The organism is Neisseria arctica, from assembly GCF_022870905.1.
Classification (GTDB): Bacteria; Pseudomonadota; Gammaproteobacteria; order Burkholderiales; family Neisseriaceae; genus Neisseria; species Neisseria arctica.
Map to the genome: position 1 here is coordinate 1436432 of NZ_CP091510.1, position 20023 is coordinate 1456454.

Sequence of the window (20023 nt, forward strand, 5' to 3'; positions counted from 1 at the left end):
TTTCAGACGGCTTTTTCGATATCGATTTTACAGTACCTTAACGATACTTTCGCACAAATAGCGGATATTGCTTTCAGTAATCCCCGCCACATTAATACGACCGGAACGCACGGCATAAATGGCAAACTCATCTTTCAAACGGTCAACCTGCTCGGGTGTCAAACCGCTGAATGAGAACATACCGTTTTGGTTTACAATAAAACTGAAATCCTGTTCGGCACCGTATTCTTTTAACAAATCAACAAATTTTTGGCGCATTTCTTTGATACGGCTGCGCATTTCGTCTAATTCGGCTACCCACTGCGTTTTCAATGCTTCATCTTGTAACACCAAAGCCACAGCACTTCCGCCATGTGAAGCGGGGTTGGAATACAAAGTGCGAATAATCGTTTTAACTTGGCTAAATGCACGGGCGGCAGTTTCCTCATCAGCCGCAACCAAAGTAAAGGCGCCTACTCGTTCATTATACAAACCAAAATTTTTCGAATAAGAGCTGGCAACCAACAATTCTTTATTGTTTTCGGCAAAAGCACGCAAGCCTGCCGCATCCTCTTCCAAACCGTTGGCAAAGCCTTGGTAAGCAAAATCAAATAACGGCAACCAACCTTTTTCAGCCGACATTTTTGCTAATTCAGCCCACTGTTCGGGTGTAGGATCGATACCTGTCGGATTATGGCAGCAACCGTGCAATAAAACCACATCTCCTGCCTGTGCTTTCGATAAATCCTCAATCATGCCGTCCCAATCAAGGGCGTGCGTGTTCTTATCATAATAACGGTAATCGCATATATTAATACCTACTGCACTAAAAATAGCATTATGATTCGGCCATGTCGGCGAGCTGATCCATACGTTTTTCGCACTCGTTTGACGCTTGATAAATTCCGCAGCTACACGCAATGCCCCGGTACCACCCAAGCTTTGGGCAGTTTTGGCACGCTTGGCCGCTAAAATTTCACTATTTTCGCCAAACAACAGTTTTTGGGTTTCCGCGTTGAAAGCAGCCACACCATCAATCGTGAGATAATTTTTGGTATTTTCGGCATCCAGTAAGCGCTTCTCGGCTTCTTTTACAGCCTTCACAATCGGTGTTTGTCCTTCGGCATCTTTATATACGCCAATCCCAAGGTTAACTTTACCTTCACGGCTGTCGGATTTGAATGCTTCTCCCAGACCTAAAATCGGATCGGCAGGGGCGGCTTGGATATGTTCGAACATGATGGACTACACCTTTCTGTCATTGCAATTGAAACGAAAATAACACAAAAATATTAACTTTAAATATTACGCCTTTTAATTGACGATGAGAATACTTGCCTTGCTAATATTTAAGCCGAAATATAAATAATCGGCACATAATCTGCTTAAAATATAAAAGGCCGTCTGAAATTTTCAGACGGCCTTTTGAAGATCAATTAAATCCTGTTAGATAGAGGCGTTAACGAAAGCGACCAATTGACCTTTTGCTAAAGCACCTACTTTGGTAGCGACATTTTTACCGTCTTTAAATACCATCAAAGTTGGAATACCGCGTACACCGAATTGCGCCGGAGTTTGCTCGTTTTCGTCAATATTGATTTTAACGACTTTCAATTTGCCTTGAAATTCCGCAGCCACTTCATCCAAAATCGGAGCAATCATTTTACAAGGGCCGCACCAAGGTGCCCAGAAATCAAGTAATACGGGAACGTCTGATTTCAGTACATCTTGTTCAAAGCTTGCATCGGTAGCGTGCACGATTAAATCGCTCATAATATTTTCCTTATGTGATGAATGAGTGCTCATTCGAATTTGTGTTTACTCGTTTTCTAGAATAGGGCTTTAGCCGCAAAATTTCAAGAGGCCGCATAAGTTAATAGTTTTTTCGTATAATCCGCATCAGGTTTGGCAAATATCCTATCGGCATTACCCTGCTCCACGACACACCCATCTTTCAACACCAACACGCGATGTGACAATGAGCGGATAACAGCCAAATCATGGCTGATCAGTATCAGGCTTAAACCGTACCTAGCCTGCAGTTCGCCCAGTAATTCCAAAATCTGCTGTTGCCACTGTACATCAAGTGCGCTTGTCGGCTCATCCAATACCAACACTTTTGGGCGTACCGCCAACGCACGCGCAATAGCCAGCCTTTGCCGCTGGCCACCCGAAAACGCATGCGGATAACGGTTTAGAATATCGCTATCCAAACCAACCTGTTGCAATACTTCGCATACTCTCCGGTGCATTTCGGCTTTTCCGGCAACCGTATTTTGGGCACGTAAAGGTTCCGATACGATATCAAATACGTTCATACGGGGGTTAAACGCGCCGAATGGGTCTTGAAACACCATTTGTATATTTTGGCGCAGCTTAGGCTGCCATTTTTCACCATTAACCGACACAACTCCTTCATAAGGCATCAGCTGCATCACTGCTTTGGCAAGCGTGGTTTTTCCGCTACCGCTCTCGCCGATAATGCCCAATGTTTCTCCTTCTTTCAATTCAAACGACAAAGGTGCGAGCAAAGTATGCTTCTGTTTGGTAAACCAACCTGCCCTCTGGGTTACCGATACACTGATATCCTTTGCAACCAATACAGTTCCGGCATCTTTCGGCAACGGATTGGTTTTACGCGGCATCCCGATACCCAACAGCATTTTTGTATATTCGTGTTGCGGATCATTTATAACTTTTTCCGCACTTCCCTGCTCGACTATTCTACCCCGCCTCATCACTGCAATATCATCGGCAAAACGACGTACCAAATTTAAATCATGACTGATATAAATTAATGTCATGTCATGGGTACGCTGCAGGCGGGAAAGCAGATCTAAAATCTGCGCCTGAACGGCAACATCCAATGCGGTAGTCGGTTCGTCGGCTATCAAAAGCTTCGGCTCGGCGGCTACTGCCATAGCAATCATAGCGCGTTGCCTTTGGCCGCCCGAAAGTTCGAACGGATAAGCAAAAGCTTTTTGTTCGGGGTTATGAATGCCGGTTTCCGCCAACAGTTCTACCGCACGATGCCATGCCTCCCTTTTCGGCAATCCCAGATGTAGTGTCAGTACCTCGGCAATTTGGTTACCGATGCGCATAATGGGATTTAGTGCCGTCATCGGCTCTTGGAATACCATACCGATTTCCCGCCCCCGTAACTTTTGCAGTTGGCGCGGACTTTTATCCAGCAGATTTTCTCCCTTGAAATTCAGACGGCCTTGAAAAGATACGGCTGGATTCAATTGCATGATGGCTTGTGCCAATACAGTTTTGCCGCTGCCACTCTCACCAACAATCGCCAATTTTCTACCGCAGCGCACGTTTAGATTAATTTCATGTAAAACTTGCTTGCCGGGAAAGAAAGCATTCAGGTTTTGAATTTCAAGAATATTCATGAATCGTCGGTATCATGGCGCTAAAGCCAGTAATTATATTTTACGGATAAGTATCCGGGCCGTCTGAAAATAAAAATAATCTAAGCAGTTGCCTTTAATACTGTAGACTCAAATTTTTTATTACTCTTCGCTGACAATATAACCGTCCTCATCCCAAACAGTACGTTTGACCAAGGCACCGTTTTGGTAAACAGACTCCGATTTTTTTGCGCCGTCAGCATACCAGTCTAAAACAATGCCGCTGCGTCTGCCGTCTTCTACTGCCAACTCTGAAGTTAACTTACCGTCTTCGTTCCAGGTAACGATGGTAACGGGTTTGTCGTTTACCACATTCATTTCGGCTTTCATACTGCCGTCCGGATACCATTGCCGCCACAAACCGTTGGCACGGTCATTTTTAAAAGTGATCTCACTTTCTTTATTGCCGTTACGGTAATAACGGGAACCGACACCTTCGCTTTTACCGTCTGCATAGGGCATAACTGCCAACAACTTTCCATTGGCATACCAGTTGCTCCAACGTCCGTTGGGTTTTCCGTTACGGTAACTTCCCACCATTTTTTTCTGGCCGTTAAAGTGCCACAAAGTAAGCACACCGTTATTCAATACGGGAACGAAATTATTAATCTGTCTGGCGCTAACCTGATACGGATCGGAATATTTTTTCAATGACGGATAATAGAAGTCCTGTGCATCGGCCAGACCGTTATTCACCGAATACTTGCGTACATAAGCAACTGCCGACATATTCTCAGTTACCTGCCCTTGCGGATTAAAATATACTTTGGAAACATTCTCCGCACGCGCAATCAATGAGCCTGAAACCAACACTGCCAACAGCCCGACCCGCCCCAATATTTTTACCATACTATTTCTGCCAATAAGATTTTACATTTACAAATTCATACAACCCGAACTCGGAAAGTTCCCGCCCATAACCCGACGCCTTTACCCCGCCGAAAGGCAGCCTTAAGTCGCTACTGGTGTGGCGATTGATATAAACCGCGCCGGTTTGCAATTTTTCCGCATAACGCCAAGCCGCGGCTTCATCCGCCGAATAAATACTTGCTCCCAGCCCAAACGGATTATCATTGGCCAGCTCTACCGCATGTTCGGGATCCGTCGCCCTCAACAAAACGGCTACCGGCCCGAACACCTCTTCACGGTACACTCTGGCCTCAGGCGTTACCTTATCCAATACGGTAGCCGGATAAAACCACCCCGGCCCGCTTTCGATATAACCGCCGCATAACAGTTCCGCGCCATTTTTAACAGCATCCTCCACCTGGGTATGTACACGCTCACGTAAATCTTGACGGTGCAAAGGTGCCAAACTGGTTTCATGATGTTTAGGATTCCCGATTTTCAGCTTTGCGCACTCAGACAAAAATAAGGTAATAAAGTCTTCCGCCACCGCCTCCGTCACAATAATGCGCTTGGCGGCATTGCATGATTGCCCGGCATCTCTAAAACGCGAATAACAAGCATCTTTGGCTGCCTGTTCCAAATCCGCATCCGGCATCACAATAAAAGCGTTGCTACCGCCGAGTTCCAAAACGGTTTTTTTCAGGTGCCAGCCTGCATGGGCAGCCAAATACCTGCCTGTTTCGGTTGACCCTGTAAATGCCAATGCATCACAAACTTCTATGGCTTTTAAAGTATCGTTGTCGGTAAGCCATGCCGCCTGAAAAGGCAAATCATCGCCTACCAGTTCAAATAAAGCAGCGGTTACGCCCGCCACACTCGGCGCAGGTTTGACTACACAAGCATTACCGGCACATAAAGCGGGAACGGCAAAGCGCAATACCTGCCACACCGGGTAATTCCAAGGCATGACTGCCAATACCACACCCAAAGGTTCGAACCGCACCTGGCTCAAACTGGCCTGAGTAGCAATGGTTTTATGTGCCAAAAGTTCGGGAGCCAAACGAACGTAATAGCGGATCAGCTCAATAGATTTGTCCAACTCTGCCAAACATTCGCGCAAACAGCGGCCAACTTCTTCACAAATCATTTCCGCCAAACGCTCTCGGTGGCAACTCAGTTTGTCAGCCAACTTCGACAACAAAGCAGTACGCGGCGGCACGGATAAACTTGCATACTCTTGCTGCTTTACACGCAAATGGTGAAACTGCTTGAAAAACGCCTGCCACGTTTGCGGCTCACGCTCAAACAAAACCTCACCACTCACTACATTGATACTGCGAAACACGCCTGCTCCCTTACACAACATAACCGGAAGTCAAGCAATTCCTTCCGGCCCTATTCCCCGCCGTTTTTTTTCTACAGCAACCGGCCATATCAAAATATCCCAATGGTTTAAAAAAAACAGCTTGTAAAAAATTAACTTGTTATTATGAACACTTACTTTAAATATGCAAGTTATCATGATGAAAATCATAGCCAAATGCCGTCTGAAAACTAAAACTGTTGTTTCAGACGGCATTTGGCTATAAAAATACAGCAATCTAAATAATAATATACAAAAAACTTAGTAACAAAATATTTATCAACATACTTTATATTATCTTTTATATTATCTAAAGTGCACTGAATAAATACGTTTATATAACAATAAAACCCTCAGATACGATATAACAGCAGCCCTTAGGGTTGTAAATCATTACCGCCACCCCAATATCACATCAATAGTTTTTAACTTGTTAACCTGCCAATGAAAAAAAACGCATCCGCCCACCTGAAAAACTTATTGGTCGATTCTCTCGCACAACCCGAGTTTGCCGACACCTTGAAACATATAATCAGTTTTCTACGCCGCGGGAAGCCTACACAGGCCAATGAGCGTTTCGACATACTGTTAGAAATTCTGCAAAATAATCACGAAATCGGCACATGCTTCAGCGAACGGTTGCACCAATGGCTGTCAAGTATCCACGTTTATCCGGCCTTAGTCGGCTTGGGTATTTTTTCTCGCAACGGTTTCGGGCGCGAAATGGCGATGCGACTTTACGAACGCTTCTCCCCTTCATTTAAAGACTTGAAAAACCTCAAAGACGTTTTTCTATACCTTTTCCGTTCCGGCGACGATCAATGGTTACAAAATACCGGCTTGCGCCAATGGCTTAATCTTTACACGCTCGTTCATGAAAAAGCCGCCCCCTCACTAATCGAATCCAGCCGGCGCCAAATCACCCAGTCACGGTTGCATGCTTTGGAAATGCTCTCCATTTGGATAGCTGCCGAAGCATTGGAACCCGATCTGATCCGCTTAGAACCTAAGCTGTTGGAAGTTAACTCTGCATTTTTGGCACTTCAACACGAAGTCAACGATTTGATAGACCACTACCAACATAACGACACGCCTTACGATACCGCACATATCGAAGTTATGCTTCAGCAAAGCCGTGATACCGTTGCCCGGCTACGCCGAAAAGGCGCTGGAGCGGGTGCCGGGTCTTCCGTGAAAGTCGCCCACCTGCTTGAGCGTCTGTCCCAAACACTTGACCGCCTCAATCTACTGCTCGGCATTCAAACCCAAACGGATGATAGTAAGCGTATGCGCTTGAGCCTGCAGCTGCTCGACAACCTTACCATTGCAGCCGTAGAGCAGCACAGTACCTCTCTCTTGCGCCGCCGTAGCATCAAAATGCTGGCAAAAAGTATTACCGAAAATACCAGCGGGCGCGGAGAAAACTATATTACGCGCAACCGTAGCGAATATTGGCGGATGCTGCGATCGGCGGCAGGCGGCGGTGTTTTAATCGCTCTGATGGCATTAAATAAAATGCACATCGGCAATATGGGATTCGGTGAATTTACCACCTCGTTTCTGAGCGGCTTGAATTACGGGTTAGGCTTTATGCTGATTCATATGCTGCATTTTACGGTTGCTACCAAACAACCGGCAATGACTGCGGCAAGCTTTGCCGAAGAAGTTGAACGTACTGAAAAAGGCCGGGCAGTCGAACAAAGACTTTCCCGCCTATTGATAGACGTAGGCCGCTCGCAAAGTATCGCCGTATTTGGCAATGTCAGTATTTCTATCATTTTAGCTGCGCTCATCGCGTTTACTTTTGCTAAAACAACAGGCACTGCACTTCTTGATGAAAATGCGGTAGCTTATCAAATCAAGTCGATTCAACCCTTTACCCAGCCGACACTACTTTATGCGGGTATTGCCGGCATTTGGCTTTTCTGCTCGGGTATCATTTCCGGCTTTTTCGATAACCGTGCCAATTATCTTGACTTACGCCGCAGATTGACCGTGCAACCACTATTGCGCAAGCTGCTTCCGTCACGGCCTCGTGCCAAACTGGCCGATTACCTCCACCGCCAATACGGTTCGCTTGCCGGTAACTTTATTTTCGGTATGCTTTTGGGCATGACCGGGTGGGTAGGCCATATTTTAGGCCTCCCGCTAGATATTCGTCATGTGGCCTTTTCTTCAGCCAATATCGGCTATGCCGCTGTCAGCGGCAATATCGGCTTCTTGGCCTTTTTATGGAGCTTATTGGGGGTATTACTAATCGGGGTGGTCAATCTCTGGGTCAGCTTTACTCTCGCATTATGGGTTGCCCTTCGCTCACGAGATGCCAAAATCGACAGCCTTTCCAAATTACTAAAAACCGTTTGGGCCCAAATCAAAGCCAATCCGCTTAACCTTATTTTTCCGGTACATGCTGCAGGGCAACTGGTGAAAAATACCAAACAAGAAAACCATACAGCAGATAAATCTTAAACTAGTAATTACTCCTATGGTTTTCTACCAATCGAAATGCCGTCTGAAAATATATTTTCAGACGGCATTTTCACTTATCACCAATCATTAACCGCAGGTTTTATTCGTCTTGCCCTAAAATCATCGAACCTACACCTTTATCGGTGAAAATTTCCAGCAACAAAGCGTTCAACTCCCGCCCATCAATGATATGTACGGCTTTCACACCATTGGTCGCCGCCTCAATCGCAGAACTGATTTTCGGCAGCATTCCGCCGTAAAGCGTACCATCGGCAACTAAATCATCAATACGTTTCGGAGTCAGATTGGTAAGCAGATTACCTTCTTTATCCATGACACCAGTAATGTTAGTCATCATCACTAATTTTTCAGCATTGAGTTCTTCGGCCAATTTTCCGGCAACTAAGTCGGCATTAATATTGAAAGCCTCACCTTGCCTGCCTACACCAATCGGAGCCACTACCGGAATATATCCGCGCTCTACCATTCCCTTGATCAAAGAGGTATCAATACTCTCGACAATCCCCACTTGGCCAATATCAACACCGTTTCGTTCCGGCGTATTGATAAATAGCTTTTTCGCTTTGATAAAATGATTATCGCGCCCGGTGATACCGACCGCTTTCGCACCATGCTTATTCAGAAGTGAAACGATTTCTTTATTCACATGGCCGCCCAGCACCATTTCGACAATCTCCATTGTTTCCGGATCAGTTACCCGCATACCTTGGACAAACTCCCCTTCCTTGCCCACCCGCTGCAACATATTATTAATCTGCGGCCCGCCTCCGTGCACGATTACCGGATTGATACCGACAAGCTTAAGCAGGGTAACATCTTTTGCAAATCCTTCTTTCAAGTGCTCCTCTGTCATCGCATTACCGCCATATTTAATCACAATGGTACAGCCTGAAAAACGACGGATATATGGTAGGGCTTCTGAAAGAATTGCAGCCTTGGCACTTGGTGAAATATGCTCGCCTTCGCTCATATGTGTGTACTCCTCTTAAGAATAAAAAATGTTGACGGCCAAATCAGTTTCAGCCTAAAAATCTTTGCGATCAAAACAAAAAACGTCATCTAACGATAAAATTTCCTTACTTGATCTCCAAAATATGGTTATCAGCCATAGTAATACCAATACTTATAGGAAACAAGCAGATAAATTATTCTAATTATGCCGCTGCATACCCCGGTACATATCACTTCGATACTACCCTATTATTCTATTTTTTATTTGTATTGTGCCTTCATCGGCTAAAGTGGCTTATTATTTTCTGATATAGAATAACAAAATAACATTGTCGGATTTATTTTTTTATATTATACTAACAGTCTTTAGCGTAAAACTTAAAAGGGTCTGTAGCTCAGGGGTTAGAGCAGGGGACTCATAATCCCTTGGTCGTGGGTTCGAACCCCACCGGACCCACCAAACAAAAACCGCATGAAACTTAGCTTTCAGGCGGTTTGTTTTTTATTTTAGTTTTATTTTTGTTCTAAAACTTTAACTGCGGCCTATAATTTCAAATTCTTTAAAATACTTATCTAAAACTCTTTCCTTCAACTCCCCACTCATATCTTAAACATTCCGGCTATTTTATTTATCACGATATATCCCTCTCTTTTAAAGCGGTCGTCTGAAAACATTCAAGCATCAAACAACAAGCGCCATTAAATAACAAATTTACATAAAAAGCTTACATTTATTTAATCAGTTTGTTACAATTTCAAACTTTTATACCAATAGAAATAACCAAAATAGATATAAAGCCCCTCAGCTGCTTTAAAAAATTCAGGAAAAGCAAAAGCATATAGAATAAAGCAAAACTATTCTATCAAACTACTATGCTCCTCTGACAATTGAGTCTGCTTTATAAAATAACCATACTAATAACAACTTTGAATTTACCCTTTTAATTTAATTATGATGAAATCTGTTTCGTGGTCCTCAAAAATCGGCTTTATATTATCTGCGGCCGGCTCAGCAATCGGCCTAGGTGCCATTTGGAAATTCCCTTATACCGCAGGCACTAACGGTGGTGCGGTATTCTTATTATTATTCTTAATTTTTACCATCTTAATTGGCTTGCCCGTACTATTGGCAGAATTCTATATTGGGCGAAAAAGCGGAAAAAATGCAATTGATGCATTCAAAATGCTTGCTCCAAACAGTATGTGGCCTTGGGTAGGAAGAATAGGAGTAACCGCTTGCTTTATCCTACTCTCTTTTTATAGCGTAGTGGGCGGTTGGGTATTAGCCTATTCTATTCATGCCTTAAGCGGCAATATTGGTGCCAATACAGATTTTGGTCAATTATTCGAACACACTATTACCCACCCAATCGCAGCTCCTGCTTATCAGGCTTTATTTATGCTCATTACCGTATGGGTGGTGCAAAACGGTATTTCAAACGGTATTGAAAAAGCCAACCGCTATCTGATGCCGGCTTTATTTCTTTTGTTTCTCTTGCTGGCAGTACGCTCACTCACCCTACCCGGAGCAATGGAAGGGGTATATTTCCTATTTACCCCGGATTGGCAATACCTTAATCCGCAAACGATGCTTATTGCTCTGGGGCAAGCCTTCTTTGCATTAAGTATCGGCGTATCGGCCATGATTACCTATGCCGCTTATTTGAATGATAAACAAGATACCTTCCGTTCTGCACATAGCATTATGTGGTTGAACCTTTTGGTATCTGTTCTTGCCGGTTTGGTTATTTTTCCTGCCGTATTCGCTTTCGGCTTTAAACCTGATCAAGGCCCCGGTTTGATTTTTATTGTTTTACCTGCCGTATTTCAAAAAATTCCATTCGGAAATATAGCATTTGCCATTTTTATCCTCTTGGTGCTTTTTGCTACCCTCACATCTGCTTTTGCCATGCTAGAAACCGTTATTGCCGCTCTCACCCGTAATGATGAAAGCAAAAGACGCAATACCACCCGCTGGATAGGGGCGGCAATTTACCTCATTGGGATCCCCTCGGCATTGTCGTTCGGCCTGATGAAAGATTGGCAACTTTTCGGTAAAACCATTTTTGATTTATGGGACTACCTGATTACAGCCTTGATTATGCCTTTGGGTGCGCTGCTTATTGCGGTTTTTGTCGGCTGGTTCCAACCCAAATCCGGTGTACTGGCACACATGAAACGCGGCACAACAACCCCCTCTTGGTTAGCTGATCTCTGGCTGGCAATCGTCCGTTTTTTGGCTCCGTTGGCTATTTTATTGGTCTTTGTACATACACTTGGTTGGTTGTAATCTACCAAAAATGAAAAAACAGCAAATCAATTACAAAAGCTTCATGCAAAATGCAAAAAAATTATCATTCATTTCAATAAAATATGAAATATAAAAAAATGCGTTTACAATTGATAGCTATTTGCAATTTTTAGTTATTATTTGTTTAAAAATAATTATTAGAGTAATTGAAATTGTATTGATAATATACCGCTAATCTAAAAAAAATACCGCTAATCAGAATTACTTTAGCAGAATACAATCTTCAAGAGGGACAATCTCATCATGACTATAGTTGCCATTGACATCCAACCACAATGTCGGTTTGCCTGCCAAGCAGCAAACGATATGCCAGCTATTTCACACCCGGAACAAATCGTACCCGAGCTCAACCGCCAAGCGAAATTGGCAGATAAGCGCATTTTGGTAGAAAACCGCTCAAAGTTTCCGGGCACAACTTTATGCGATACCTTGTTGGAGAACTATCACCGCTCCCATCCCTGCCATAACAGCAAAAGCAGTTTCTTTCAGCGCATTTACGAATGCCGCGGTCAAAATTTGTTTCCTGGAATTCCGTGCTCTGCGGATTACGATCAAGTTATTGAAACTCACACTTCGACTACCCGTAGTGCCTGTTTTTATGATGCATTAAAACATCACAATACCGATCTTTTCCTATACCTTATCCGTAGTCGTGCACACACGGTCATCATTGGCGGCCTAGCTACTGAATTCGCCGTACGCAATACCGCATTGGATTTGGCAAAATCAGACCGCTGGCAAGTAATCGTTAACTTATCGGCCTGCAGAGGCTATGCTCCCGATGCAGTTATAGAAACCATTGCCACTTTGCGCCGCCATGGTGTAAAAGTAGTTACAGATACCAATGAGCTGACGCGGCTTTTAGAAAAAAACCAAACTATGCAACAATGTGCTAAAGCTTCTTAAGTTTCCTTCGCAACTAACCTTACCGTTTAGTGTGTGACAAGCCGTTTGTTTCAAACGGCTTTTTTTTATCTTTTTATGATTAGTATCCAATCACAAAACGTTTTTACCAACTGCCTCCAACTATCAATAAGGTTATGAGGCCATCTGTAAAACAGCAGGAAACTTTTACCTGATAAATAACTGTTTTACCACAGTATCATTTTTGTGCGTACTTACCCGATAGAAAACATATTGATACAATTAATTCAACTTCAAAAAGTAATAAATACTGTATAAGAGTGTTTTCATCTCAAATACACAAAATTTAAAAAACATGAACTTAAAAAGCCGCCCGAATTTTCAGACGGCATCTAAAAGAAAGGCTTGAATCATGCGTAATATCCGTTCTATATACAATGCACCTCAAACCCATTGGGTAGGCAACGGCTTTCATGTATCCCCTTTGTTTTCACATATGGGCGAAGACAAACAAACCAGTCCTTTTTTAATGTTCGACTACGCCATGCCTATGGAATTTTCGCCGAATGCCGCCTCTCCCCGCGGTGTGGGCGCTCACCCCCATAAAGGGTTTGAAACCGTTACCATTGCTTATCATGGCGAAGTGGCGCATCGGGACAGTACCGGCGGAGGCGGCGTCATAGCCCAAGGAGACGTACAATGGATGACAGCCGGCTCCGGCATCATCCATGAAGAATTTCACTCAGAGGCATTTAGCCGCCAAGGAGGCGTATTTGAAATGGCCCAACTTTGGGTGAATCTGCCCAAAGCCCATAAAAATACGCCGCCACGCTACCAACACATTCCTGCCGACTCTATCCCGGTAGTAGAACTCGATAACGGTAGCGGCCATATCCGTATCATCGCCGGTGAATATGCCGGCCGGCGGGGTCCGGCAGATACTTTCACCGAAATGAACGTATGGGATATATCACTAAGTGCCAATCACGAAATCACCCTTACCTTGCCCGCACATCATAACCTGATGATTACCGTACGGCGTGGTACAGTGGAATTTAACGGCCGGTATCGCGCTGTCGACACCCAATTAGCCAGCTTTGAAACCGAATCCGGTGATATTAATATCAAGGCCCTGCAAAACAACGCCGAACTTCTGCTACTCAGCGGAGAACCTATTAATGAGCCAATTGCCGCTTACGGTCCTTTCGTGATGAATACCCGTGATGAATTGGTACAAGCAGTCGAAGATTTCAACAATGGAAAATTCGGTGAATTGAAATAAAATATTTGGGGCAAACTCAACATAGTTTGCCCCAAATATTTTTGATTACTATTAAAACCTACCGATTTTTTCAGACGGCCTCGTTTCCATTACTATCCGTTATCTTCAGAAGCTGTCCGCTCTATCTCCACTCCTACTTCGCGCACATCGGCTAGAATTCCCGGCTTTATCACACGCACACGCACACTCAATGCGCCAAAATCTTGTAAAACCAACTCGGCAATGTGCTCCGCCAAAGCTTCCAGCAATAAAAAACGTTGCTCTCTCAAACTCTTGCGGACAGCATTACATACATCACCATAATGAACCGTATCATCAATATGGTCTGAATGCGCCGTTTTTTCCGGCACGCCGATTTCCAAATCAATCGATAATGTTTGCAGCTGCTCGCGCTCCCAATCGTAAACACCGATAAGGGTATCTGCCTTCATACCGTATAAGAAAATTTTATCCATTTTGTTTTTAACCGTTTCACGTTAAAATCTCCGCTTCATTCTAAAACAAAAGTCTTCACTATGCTGCTAAATTTATTTGTAATTCTGGCCGCCTACCTGATCGGTTCACTCTCTTTCGCGGTGATCGTTTCCAAATTCTACGGCATGGACGACCCCCGCACCTATGGCTCCGGCAATCCCGGAGCTACCAACGTCTTGCGCAGCGGTAAGAAAAAAGCAGCCGCACTCACTTTACTGGGAGACGCACTCAAAGGCCTACTCGCCGTATTAGCTGCCCGTTGGCTGCAAGATTCGCTGGAATTAAGCGATACCACTATTGCTGCCGTTGCCGTTGCCGCATTGATCGGACATATGTGGCCGATATTTTTTGGTTTTAAAGGTGGCAAAGGTGTTGCTACCGCCTTAGGCGTTTTACTTGCCCTTTCATGGCCGAGCGCTCTGGTTTGCGCACTTATTTGGCTGGTAATGGCTTTTGGCTTTAAAGTATCCTCACTCGCAGCCTTGGTGGCCACTGTTGCAAGTCCTATTGCCGCCTACTTTCTGATGCCGGCCGGTTCGTGGGTTATCGCTACAGTTATTATTGCCTTGTTAGTGTTGTACCGCCATAAAAGCAATATCCAAAATCTGTTGCAAGGCAAAGAAAGTAAAATTGGCGACAAAGCCAAAAAGGAATAAATCATCCCCACATAACCCAATGATTTTAATAAAACTATATTCGCTAAAATCTCATCCCTATACGGAATTCTGATATAAAAAATAAATGCCGTCTGAAATTTCAGACGGCATTTATTTTAACAACACAAATAATTAACGACGCATGCGGGGCTGACGCATGCCCTTTTGCATCTCACGCATCTGCTGCATTTGTTCTTGTTTTGTCGGGCGTTTTTTAAACATTGCATGAGCCTCCGCAACCGAACATTCCCGAGAAAGACAGATAATGGTAACAGCATCTTTTTGAGCCTGCCCACCGCTATGATACATACGGCGCAGATTTGCTTCGTTCACACGACCGTTTTCAGGATCGATATCAAATTTTTTCAACCGCTCGATAAATTGGCGTTGCTGACGTTTTGAGTACCAAAAGAAACCGGCAGTAGCCGCCCCCATTACCACAATCGCAATCGCAATCGCAATCGGCCATGAATTGGTAAACAATACCAAAATCAAACTTAATACCGCCGTAGCCAAAATAATCAATCCCGCCAAGCGGATTTTGGTTTTTTGATCCATATTTTTATTTCCTTCGTTTTACTTAAAATAGGCCGTCTGAAACCTTGTCAAACAGCCAGAATTTTTGCACACAATATCAAGTGTATATTTTGCTTTAAGCTGCCAATCCACTAACCAGATTTTTAAATTCAGCCCAGGCATTTCCCTCTTCCGCACCTTTAATGATTCTGTCTATTTTGGCACAATCCTGTAATGCGGCCAGCAACCTACCGATATTGATACGCTTTACTGCCATAGGTGCAAGGGTTTGTTTGTCTCCCCACAAACGTAAGCTATTGCGTACCGACTGTACGCTTTGGCCTTGCTTGAGTGCAGCTGTCAGGCGGATAAGGCTACGGATATCCTCGACTACAGCCCACAAAAGCAAAACCGGCTCTTCACCATCTGCTTCCAAACCCTCTAACAGGCGCGAAACCCGCGCGGTGTCACCACTCATCCATGCGCCGGCCAATTGAAATACATCAAAGCGCGCCACATTGGCCACCGCAGCTTCGGCATCTGCCATGTTGACCAAATGCCCGGGAGGGTGCAATAAAGCCAGTTTGTCTATTTCCTGCTTCGCGGCCAGCAAATTACCCTCTACCCGCTCTGCAAACAAGGCCAAAGCATCCGCTTCTATTTCTAAATTCTGCTGCTGTAAACGCCCGCGAATCCAAGGTGCCAGCGCAGCTCCGTTGACGGCTTTAGCCTCTAAAACCACTCCGTGTTGTGCTAAAGCCCCAAACCATTTGGCTTGTGTTTGTACACGCTCTAATTTTGGCAGAACCACAATCACTGTTGTATCTTCAGGAAGATTTTCGGCTAATGTCTGTAAAGCATCACCGCCGTTTTTTCCCGGCTTGCCATTGGGAATATGGATTTCCAATAATTTCAAATCGGCAAACAATCCGACACTACCTGCCGATTGAAGTAATTCGTTCCAATCGAAATTTGCAGAATCAGCAGTATATACCTCACGGTTTAAATAGCCTTGCTGCTTAGCCGCCAAGCGTAAGGTATCCAAAGCCTCTATACGCAGTAAATCCTCTTCACCGTGTATCACATACAAAGGCCTAAGCGGTAAAGAGGAATTAAGTTGGCCGATATCCATCACCGACATCAGTCAGCTTTCAAAAAAGTCAATCGGCGTATAATTTGCTCGGCGGCATCAGTACGCATCTCAGCCCAGATAGTCGCCTCTTCTTCTTGTTTACCGAGTACTTCACTATCGGCATATTCCATAGGGCGTTGGATAACCACTTCGATCGGTTCACCCAATTTCTCACCGTTACGGCTTACTTCTGCCACAACCCGTAGGGCTAGCAAATATTCATTGATTGCAGCCGCTTGCGTGATTGTATAGATATCCTTACGCATATCTACATTCACAATTCTAATCTCTGCTTGTGCATCAGGAGCTGCAACAGGTTTGCCGTCTGCGCGATGCAACGCCGTTTCCAAAACTTGCTGTAATGCACCGCCGTCTACATACCAAGTTTGGTAAGGTAAAGTCGAAGGCATACCAATATGGCCTTTTAGATGAAATCCGCAGGCAGAAAGCATAAAGGCTACAGCAAGCATCAGAATTTTATTCATAACCGTATCTTCAAAGATAAATTGCGCCAATTATAACGCAGCTGATAGCGGATTGTCAGTCAAAGGGTACAGGCCGTCTGAAAATTTCAGACGGCCTGTACGACTACCGTATTAAGTTTGCAGACATCTCTTTCATTACGGTATGCTTTGTGTATGATTATGCCAATTTAGCCTTCATTAGCTCCTGCACTTGTGCCGGATTGGCCTTGCCTTTACTGGCTTTCATCACCTGACCTACCAACGCATTCAAAGCTTTCTCATTACCGCTCTTAAACTGCTCTACGGCTTTTTGGTTATTAGCCAACACTTCATCTATCATGGCTTCAATGGCACCGGTATCGGTAATTTGTTTCAGGCCTTTTGCTTCAATCACCTGTTCGGCACTCACCGCAGTATCCGCCCACATAGCTTCAAATACCTGCTTGGCCAATTTGTTGCTCAACGTACCATCGGCGATTTTTTCAACCAACCCCGCCAAACGCTCAGCCTGAATCGGGCTATCGGCCAATTCGATACCTTCTTTATTTAAGGTAGCGGCCATCTCGCCGTTCATCCAGTTTGCCACTAACTTGCCTTGCTTACTTTTGAGCGCAGCCGTTTCAAAAAAAGCAGCCTGTTGACGGCTTGCTGTCAGCAAACGGGCATCATAATCACTAACACCGTATTCAGCCACAAAACGCGCTGCCATTTCTTTAGGCAACTCAGGCATTTCCGCTTTTGCTTGGTTTAACTGGCCATCTGAAATAATTACGGGAAGCAAATCAGGATCGGGGAAATAGCGGTAATCGTGTGCATCTTCTTTCAAACGCATCACACGGGTTTCACCCTTATCAGGGTCGAACAACATGGTAGCCTGCTGTACCTTACCGCCGTCTTCGATAATTTCGATTTGGCTTTCCACCTCATAATTAATTGCCTGCTCCAAGAAGCGGAACGAATTGAGGTTTTTGATTTCACGACGCGTACCGAACTCAGCTTGGCCTTTCGGGCGTACAGACACGTTCGCATCAATACGGAACGAGCCTTCGGCCATATTACCGTCGCAAATATCCAACCAAGTAACCAAACCGTGCAAGGCTTTGGCATAAGCCACCGCTTCCGCCGCAGAACGCATTTCCGGCTCTGAAACCACTTCAAGCAAAGGCGTACCGGCACGGTTTAAATCAATACCGGTTGCACCGTTTAAACCTTCATGCACCGATTTACCCGCATCTTCCTCCATATGCGCACGGGTAACATTGATGGTTTTCACTTCGTCGCCTACCACGATTTCCAGCTTACCGTGCTCTACAATCGGCAAGTCCAACTGGCTGATTTGATAGCCTTTAGGCAAATCGGGGTAAAAATAATTTTTGCGGTCGAACACGTTTTTTTGATTAATTTTGGCATCCAAGGCCAAGCCTAATTTAATGGCTTTCTCAACCACCTCGCGGTTCATCACCGGCAATACACCCGGTAACGCGCATTCCACCACGCTGGCATGTGCGTTCGGTTCCGCTCCGAAAGCGGTTGACGCACCGCTGAAAATTTTGGATTTGGTGTTTAATTGGACGTGGATTTCCAGTCCGATTACGGTTTCCCAAGTCATAAAAATTCTTTCATTTAAACGCTAAATTAAAGCAAATAGATACTAGTTATTACTAAACCTTTTATTTACAGCTTGATTTTATTCAGCCTAATATATAAAGGCCTAATCGTTTAGTCATAAAAAATTTTTTTAAATACCCTTAACAACAATTCTTAAATATTCAAGATATAGGTTCTTAAAGCTATTTTTATTTACTTTAAAAAGCAGGTGTTTTGGTATGCCAATCACTATTGAGCTGAATTTGATGCGCCACGCCCAGCAATTTGGCCTCTGTAAAATAGTTACCGATCAGCTGCACGCCGACGGGCAGTCCGTCCGAAGAAAATCCGGCGGGCAGACTCATTCCCGGCAAACCAGCAAGGTTGAGCGCAATCGTATAGATATCGCTCAAATACATTTGCACGGGATCATTAATATCGCTACCCAATTTCGGAGCGGCAGTAGGCGCAACAGGGCCTAAGATAATGTCGCATTGTTGCAAGGCCGTCTGAAAATCGTTGGCGACCAAGCGACGCAATTTTTGGGCTTTCAGGTAATAAGCATCGTAATAACCGTGTGAAAGTACATAAGTACCCATCATAATCCGGCGCTTCACTTCGCTTCCGAAACCTTCGGCACGGGTGTTGCTATACATTTCTTCCAAATCGCCGAACTGGGCGGCACGGTGTCCGTAGCGTACGCCGTCGTAACGCGACAGATTGGTACTGGCTTCTGCCGATGCCAAAACATAATAAGCAGGAATGGATAGCTCGGTTTGCGGCAGGCTAACCTCTACCATTTCCGCACCTTGGGCTTGAAGCAAATCGATAATGTTTTGCAAGGCCGTCTGAACGTCGGCACTGTTGTTGGCTCCGAAATACTCTTTGGGCAAACCGACTTTTAAGCCTTTCAATGGCTTGTTCAAATCACGGGTATAATCTTCTTTTTCACGCTCCAAGCTAGTGGAGTCGCGTTCGTCAAAACTGGCCATTGCGTTCAATAGCAACGCACAATCTTCGGCCGTTTGCGCCATAGGGCCGGCTTGATCGAAACTGGAAGCGTAAGCCACCATACCGAAACGGGAAACCACGCCATAGGTAGGCTTCAAACCGGTAATACCGCAATGGGACGCAGGTTGGCGGATAGAACCGCCGGTGTCGCTACCCAAAGCGGCAGGAGCCAATCGGGCCGCCACCACAGCGGCCGAACCGCCTGAAGAACCGCCCGGAACATGCTCGAGATTCCAAGGATTTTTAGTAATGCCGTGAAATGATGTTTCCGTGGTCGAACCCATGGCAAATTCATCCATATTTACCCGGCCAAGAGTTACCATTCCCGCATCTAATAGGTTTTGCACTACGGTTGCAGTATAGGGTGAAACAAAGTTATCCAACACCTTGGAAGAGCAAGCACTACGCCACCCTTGCTGACAAAAAATATCTTTATATGCAACCGGTACCCCCGTCAGCACAGTGGCATCACCGGCTGCAATGCGTGCATCGGCGGCCTTGGCTTCGGCTAATGTCATCTCCGGATTCAAAGCAGTATAACCGTTAATAACGGGATTACGTGCTTCAATAGCAGTTAGATATTCCTGAGCCAATTCGGTAGCGGAAATTTTCTTGGCCGCCAGCATATCAGCGGCCTGTTTCAAAGTGTATGATGTCATAATGTTTTCCGTTGCGTTC

Annotated in this window: 17 protein-coding genes and 1 tRNA gene; 6 read left to right on the forward strand and 12 right to left on the reverse strand. The window is 44.8% G+C overall.

The features are described from left to right. Nucleotides 1-27 precede the first annotated feature (27 nt). The 5 genes from LVJ86_RS06615 to LVJ86_RS06635 form a co-directional block, all read right to left on the reverse strand. Nucleotides 28-1221 (reverse strand): amino acid aminotransferase, encoded by a 1194-nt coding sequence (locus LVJ86_RS06615; RefSeq protein ID WP_047761788.1) that lies wholly within the window; start codon nucleotides 1219-1221, stop codon nucleotides 28-30. Between the two features lie 204 nt (nucleotides 1222-1425). Next, on the reverse strand, nucleotides 1426-1755 hold the full coding sequence (gene trxA, locus LVJ86_RS06620) for a thioredoxin TrxA (protein ID WP_075968094.1): 330 nt from the start codon (nucleotides 1753-1755) through the stop codon (nucleotides 1426-1428). An 80-nt stretch (nucleotides 1756-1835) separates the two neighbouring features. Continuing rightward, nucleotides 1836-3377, reverse strand: coding sequence for an ABC transporter ATP-binding protein (locus LVJ86_RS06625; protein WP_047761786.1), 1542 nt, complete (start codon nucleotides 3375-3377; stop codon nucleotides 1836-1838). 120 nt (nucleotides 3378-3497) lie between these two features. Then, a complete protein-coding gene (locus tag LVJ86_RS06630) occupies nucleotides 3498-4244 on the reverse strand; it encodes a toxin-antitoxin system YwqK family antitoxin (protein ID WP_053008361.1) in 747 nt (248 codons plus the stop codon). Nucleotide 4245: 1 nt separating this feature from the next. Beyond that, nucleotides 4246-5589 (reverse strand): aldehyde dehydrogenase family protein, encoded by a 1344-nt coding sequence (locus LVJ86_RS06635; protein ID WP_047761799.1) that lies wholly within the window; start codon nucleotides 5587-5589, stop codon nucleotides 4246-4248. A gap of 462 nt (nucleotides 5590-6051) precedes the next feature. Here LVJ86_RS06635 and LVJ86_RS06640 point away from each other — a divergent pair, with 462 nt between their 5' ends. Then, nucleotides 6052-8076: a site-specific recombinase gene (locus LVJ86_RS06640; protein ID WP_047761785.1), complete on the forward strand. Its 2025-nt coding sequence runs from the start codon at nucleotides 6052-6054 to the stop codon at nucleotides 8074-8076. A 100-nt stretch (nucleotides 8077-8176) separates the two neighbouring features. Here LVJ86_RS06640 and argB read toward each other — a convergent pair whose 3' ends face one another. Continuing rightward, nucleotides 8177-9067, reverse strand: coding sequence for an acetylglutamate kinase (argB, locus tag LVJ86_RS06645; protein ID WP_047761784.1), 891 nt, complete (start codon nucleotides 9065-9067; stop codon nucleotides 8177-8179). A gap of 365 nt (nucleotides 9068-9432) precedes the next feature. Here argB and LVJ86_RS06650 point away from each other — a divergent pair. The 4 genes from LVJ86_RS06650 (at nucleotide 9433) to LVJ86_RS06665 (ending at nucleotide 13505) form a co-directional block, all read left to right on the forward strand. After that, nucleotides 9433-9508, forward strand: a tRNA-Ile gene (locus LVJ86_RS06650). A gap of 492 nt (nucleotides 9509-10000) precedes the next feature. Next, nucleotides 10001-11338 carry a sodium-dependent transporter gene (locus tag LVJ86_RS06655; RefSeq protein WP_047761783.1) on the forward strand — a complete coding sequence of 446 codons (1338 nt, stop codon included), beginning with the start codon at nucleotides 10001-10003 and terminating at the stop codon, nucleotides 11336-11338. Nucleotides 11339-11602: 264 nt separating this feature from the next. Further along, nucleotides 11603-12265, forward strand: a complete 663-nt coding sequence (locus LVJ86_RS06660; protein ID WP_047761782.1) for an isochorismatase family protein — start codon at nucleotides 11603-11605, stop codon at nucleotides 12263-12265. 370 nt (nucleotides 12266-12635) lie between these two features. Continuing rightward, nucleotides 12636-13505, forward strand: a complete 870-nt coding sequence (locus tag LVJ86_RS06665; protein ID WP_047761781.1) for a pirin family protein — start codon at nucleotides 12636-12638, stop codon at nucleotides 13503-13505. Between the two features lie 92 nt (nucleotides 13506-13597). Here LVJ86_RS06665 and folB read toward each other — a convergent pair whose 3' ends face one another. Continuing rightward, nucleotides 13598-13960 (reverse strand): dihydroneopterin aldolase, encoded by a 363-nt coding sequence (gene folB / locus LVJ86_RS06670; protein WP_047761780.1) that lies wholly within the window; start codon nucleotides 13958-13960, stop codon nucleotides 13598-13600. Between the two features lie 60 nt (nucleotides 13961-14020). On the opposite strand from folB, the gene plsY reads away from it, so the two are divergent. Next, nucleotides 14021-14635 (forward strand): glycerol-3-phosphate 1-O-acyltransferase PlsY, encoded by a 615-nt coding sequence (gene plsY, locus LVJ86_RS06675; RefSeq protein WP_152667077.1) that lies wholly within the window; start codon nucleotides 14021-14023, stop codon nucleotides 14633-14635. Nucleotides 14636-14767: 132 nt separating this feature from the next. Here plsY and LVJ86_RS06680 read toward each other — a convergent pair whose 3' ends face one another. The 5 genes from LVJ86_RS06680 to gatA all read right to left on the reverse strand — a co-directional run bounded on the left by LVJ86_RS06680 (nucleotide 14768) and on the right by gatA (nucleotide 20004). Beyond that, a complete protein-coding gene (locus tag LVJ86_RS06680; protein WP_047761779.1) occupies nucleotides 14768-15193 on the reverse strand; it encodes a membrane protein in 426 nt (141 codons plus the stop codon). A gap of 94 nt (nucleotides 15194-15287) precedes the next feature. Next, nucleotides 15288-16292: a DNA polymerase III subunit delta gene (holA, locus tag LVJ86_RS06685; RefSeq protein WP_047761778.1), complete on the reverse strand. Its 1005-nt coding sequence runs from the start codon at nucleotides 16290-16292 to the stop codon at nucleotides 15288-15290. After that, entirely contained in the window at nucleotides 16292-16768 is a 477-nt protein-coding gene (locus tag LVJ86_RS06690) for an LPS-assembly lipoprotein LptE (RefSeq protein ID WP_047761777.1), read from the reverse strand. Before LVJ86_RS06690 ends, holA begins: the two co-directional genes overlap by 1 nt. A gap of 157 nt (nucleotides 16769-16925) precedes the next feature. Continuing rightward, nucleotides 16926-18356: an Asp-tRNA(Asn)/Glu-tRNA(Gln) amidotransferase subunit GatB gene (gatB, locus tag LVJ86_RS06695; protein ID WP_047761776.1), complete on the reverse strand. Its 1431-nt coding sequence runs from the start codon at nucleotides 18354-18356 to the stop codon at nucleotides 16926-16928. A 196-nt stretch (nucleotides 18357-18552) separates the two neighbouring features. Beyond that, a complete protein-coding gene (gatA, locus tag LVJ86_RS06700) occupies nucleotides 18553-20004 on the reverse strand; it encodes an Asp-tRNA(Asn)/Glu-tRNA(Gln) amidotransferase subunit GatA (protein ID WP_047761775.1) in 1452 nt (483 codons plus the stop codon). Nucleotides 20005-20023 lie beyond the last annotated feature (19 nt).

Coding starts and splice junctions, on each gene's coding strand:
- plsY (WP_152667077.1), top strand. CDS start 14,021: ATGCTGCTAAATTTATTTGTAATTCTGGCCGCCTACCTGATCGGTTCA.
- gatA (WP_047761775.1), bottom strand. CDS start 20,004: ATGACATCATACACTTTGAAACAGGCCGCTGATATGCTGGCGGCCAAG.
- folB (WP_047761780.1), bottom strand. CDS start 13,960: ATGGATAAAATTTTCTTATACGGTATGAAGGCAGATACCCTTATCGGT.
- LVJ86_RS06655 (WP_047761783.1), top strand. CDS start 10,001: ATGATGAAATCTGTTTCGTGGTCCTCAAAAATCGGCTTTATATTATCT.
- LVJ86_RS06680 (WP_047761779.1), bottom strand. CDS start 15,193: ATGGATCAAAAAACCAAAATCCGCTTGGCGGGATTGATTATTTTGGCT.
- gatB (WP_047761776.1), bottom strand. CDS start 18,356: ATGACTTGGGAAACCGTAATCGGACTGGAAATCCACGTCCAATTAAAC.
- holA (WP_047761778.1), bottom strand. CDS start 16,292: ATGTCGGTGATGGATATCGGCCAACTTAATTCCTCTTTACCGCTTAGG.
- LVJ86_RS06665 (WP_047761781.1), top strand. CDS start 12,636: ATGCGTAATATCCGTTCTATATACAATGCACCTCAAACCCATTGGGTA.
- LVJ86_RS06690 (WP_047761777.1), bottom strand. CDS start 16,768: ATGAATAAAATTCTGATGCTTGCTGTAGCCTTTATGCTTTCTGCCTGC.
- LVJ86_RS06660 (WP_047761782.1), top strand. CDS start 11,603: ATGACTATAGTTGCCATTGACATCCAACCACAATGTCGGTTTGCCTGC.
- LVJ86_RS06640 (WP_047761785.1), top strand. CDS start 6,052: ATGAAAAAAAACGCATCCGCCCACCTGAAAAACTTATTGGTCGATTCT.
- argB (WP_047761784.1), bottom strand. CDS start 9,067: ATGAGCGAAGGCGAGCATATTTCACCAAGTGCCAAGGCTGCAATTCTT.
- LVJ86_RS06630 (WP_053008361.1), bottom strand. CDS start 4,244: ATGGTAAAAATATTGGGGCGGGTCGGGCTGTTGGCAGTGTTGGTTTCA.
- LVJ86_RS06625 (WP_047761786.1), bottom strand. CDS start 3,377: ATGAATATTCTTGAAATTCAAAACCTGAATGCTTTCTTTCCCGGCAAG.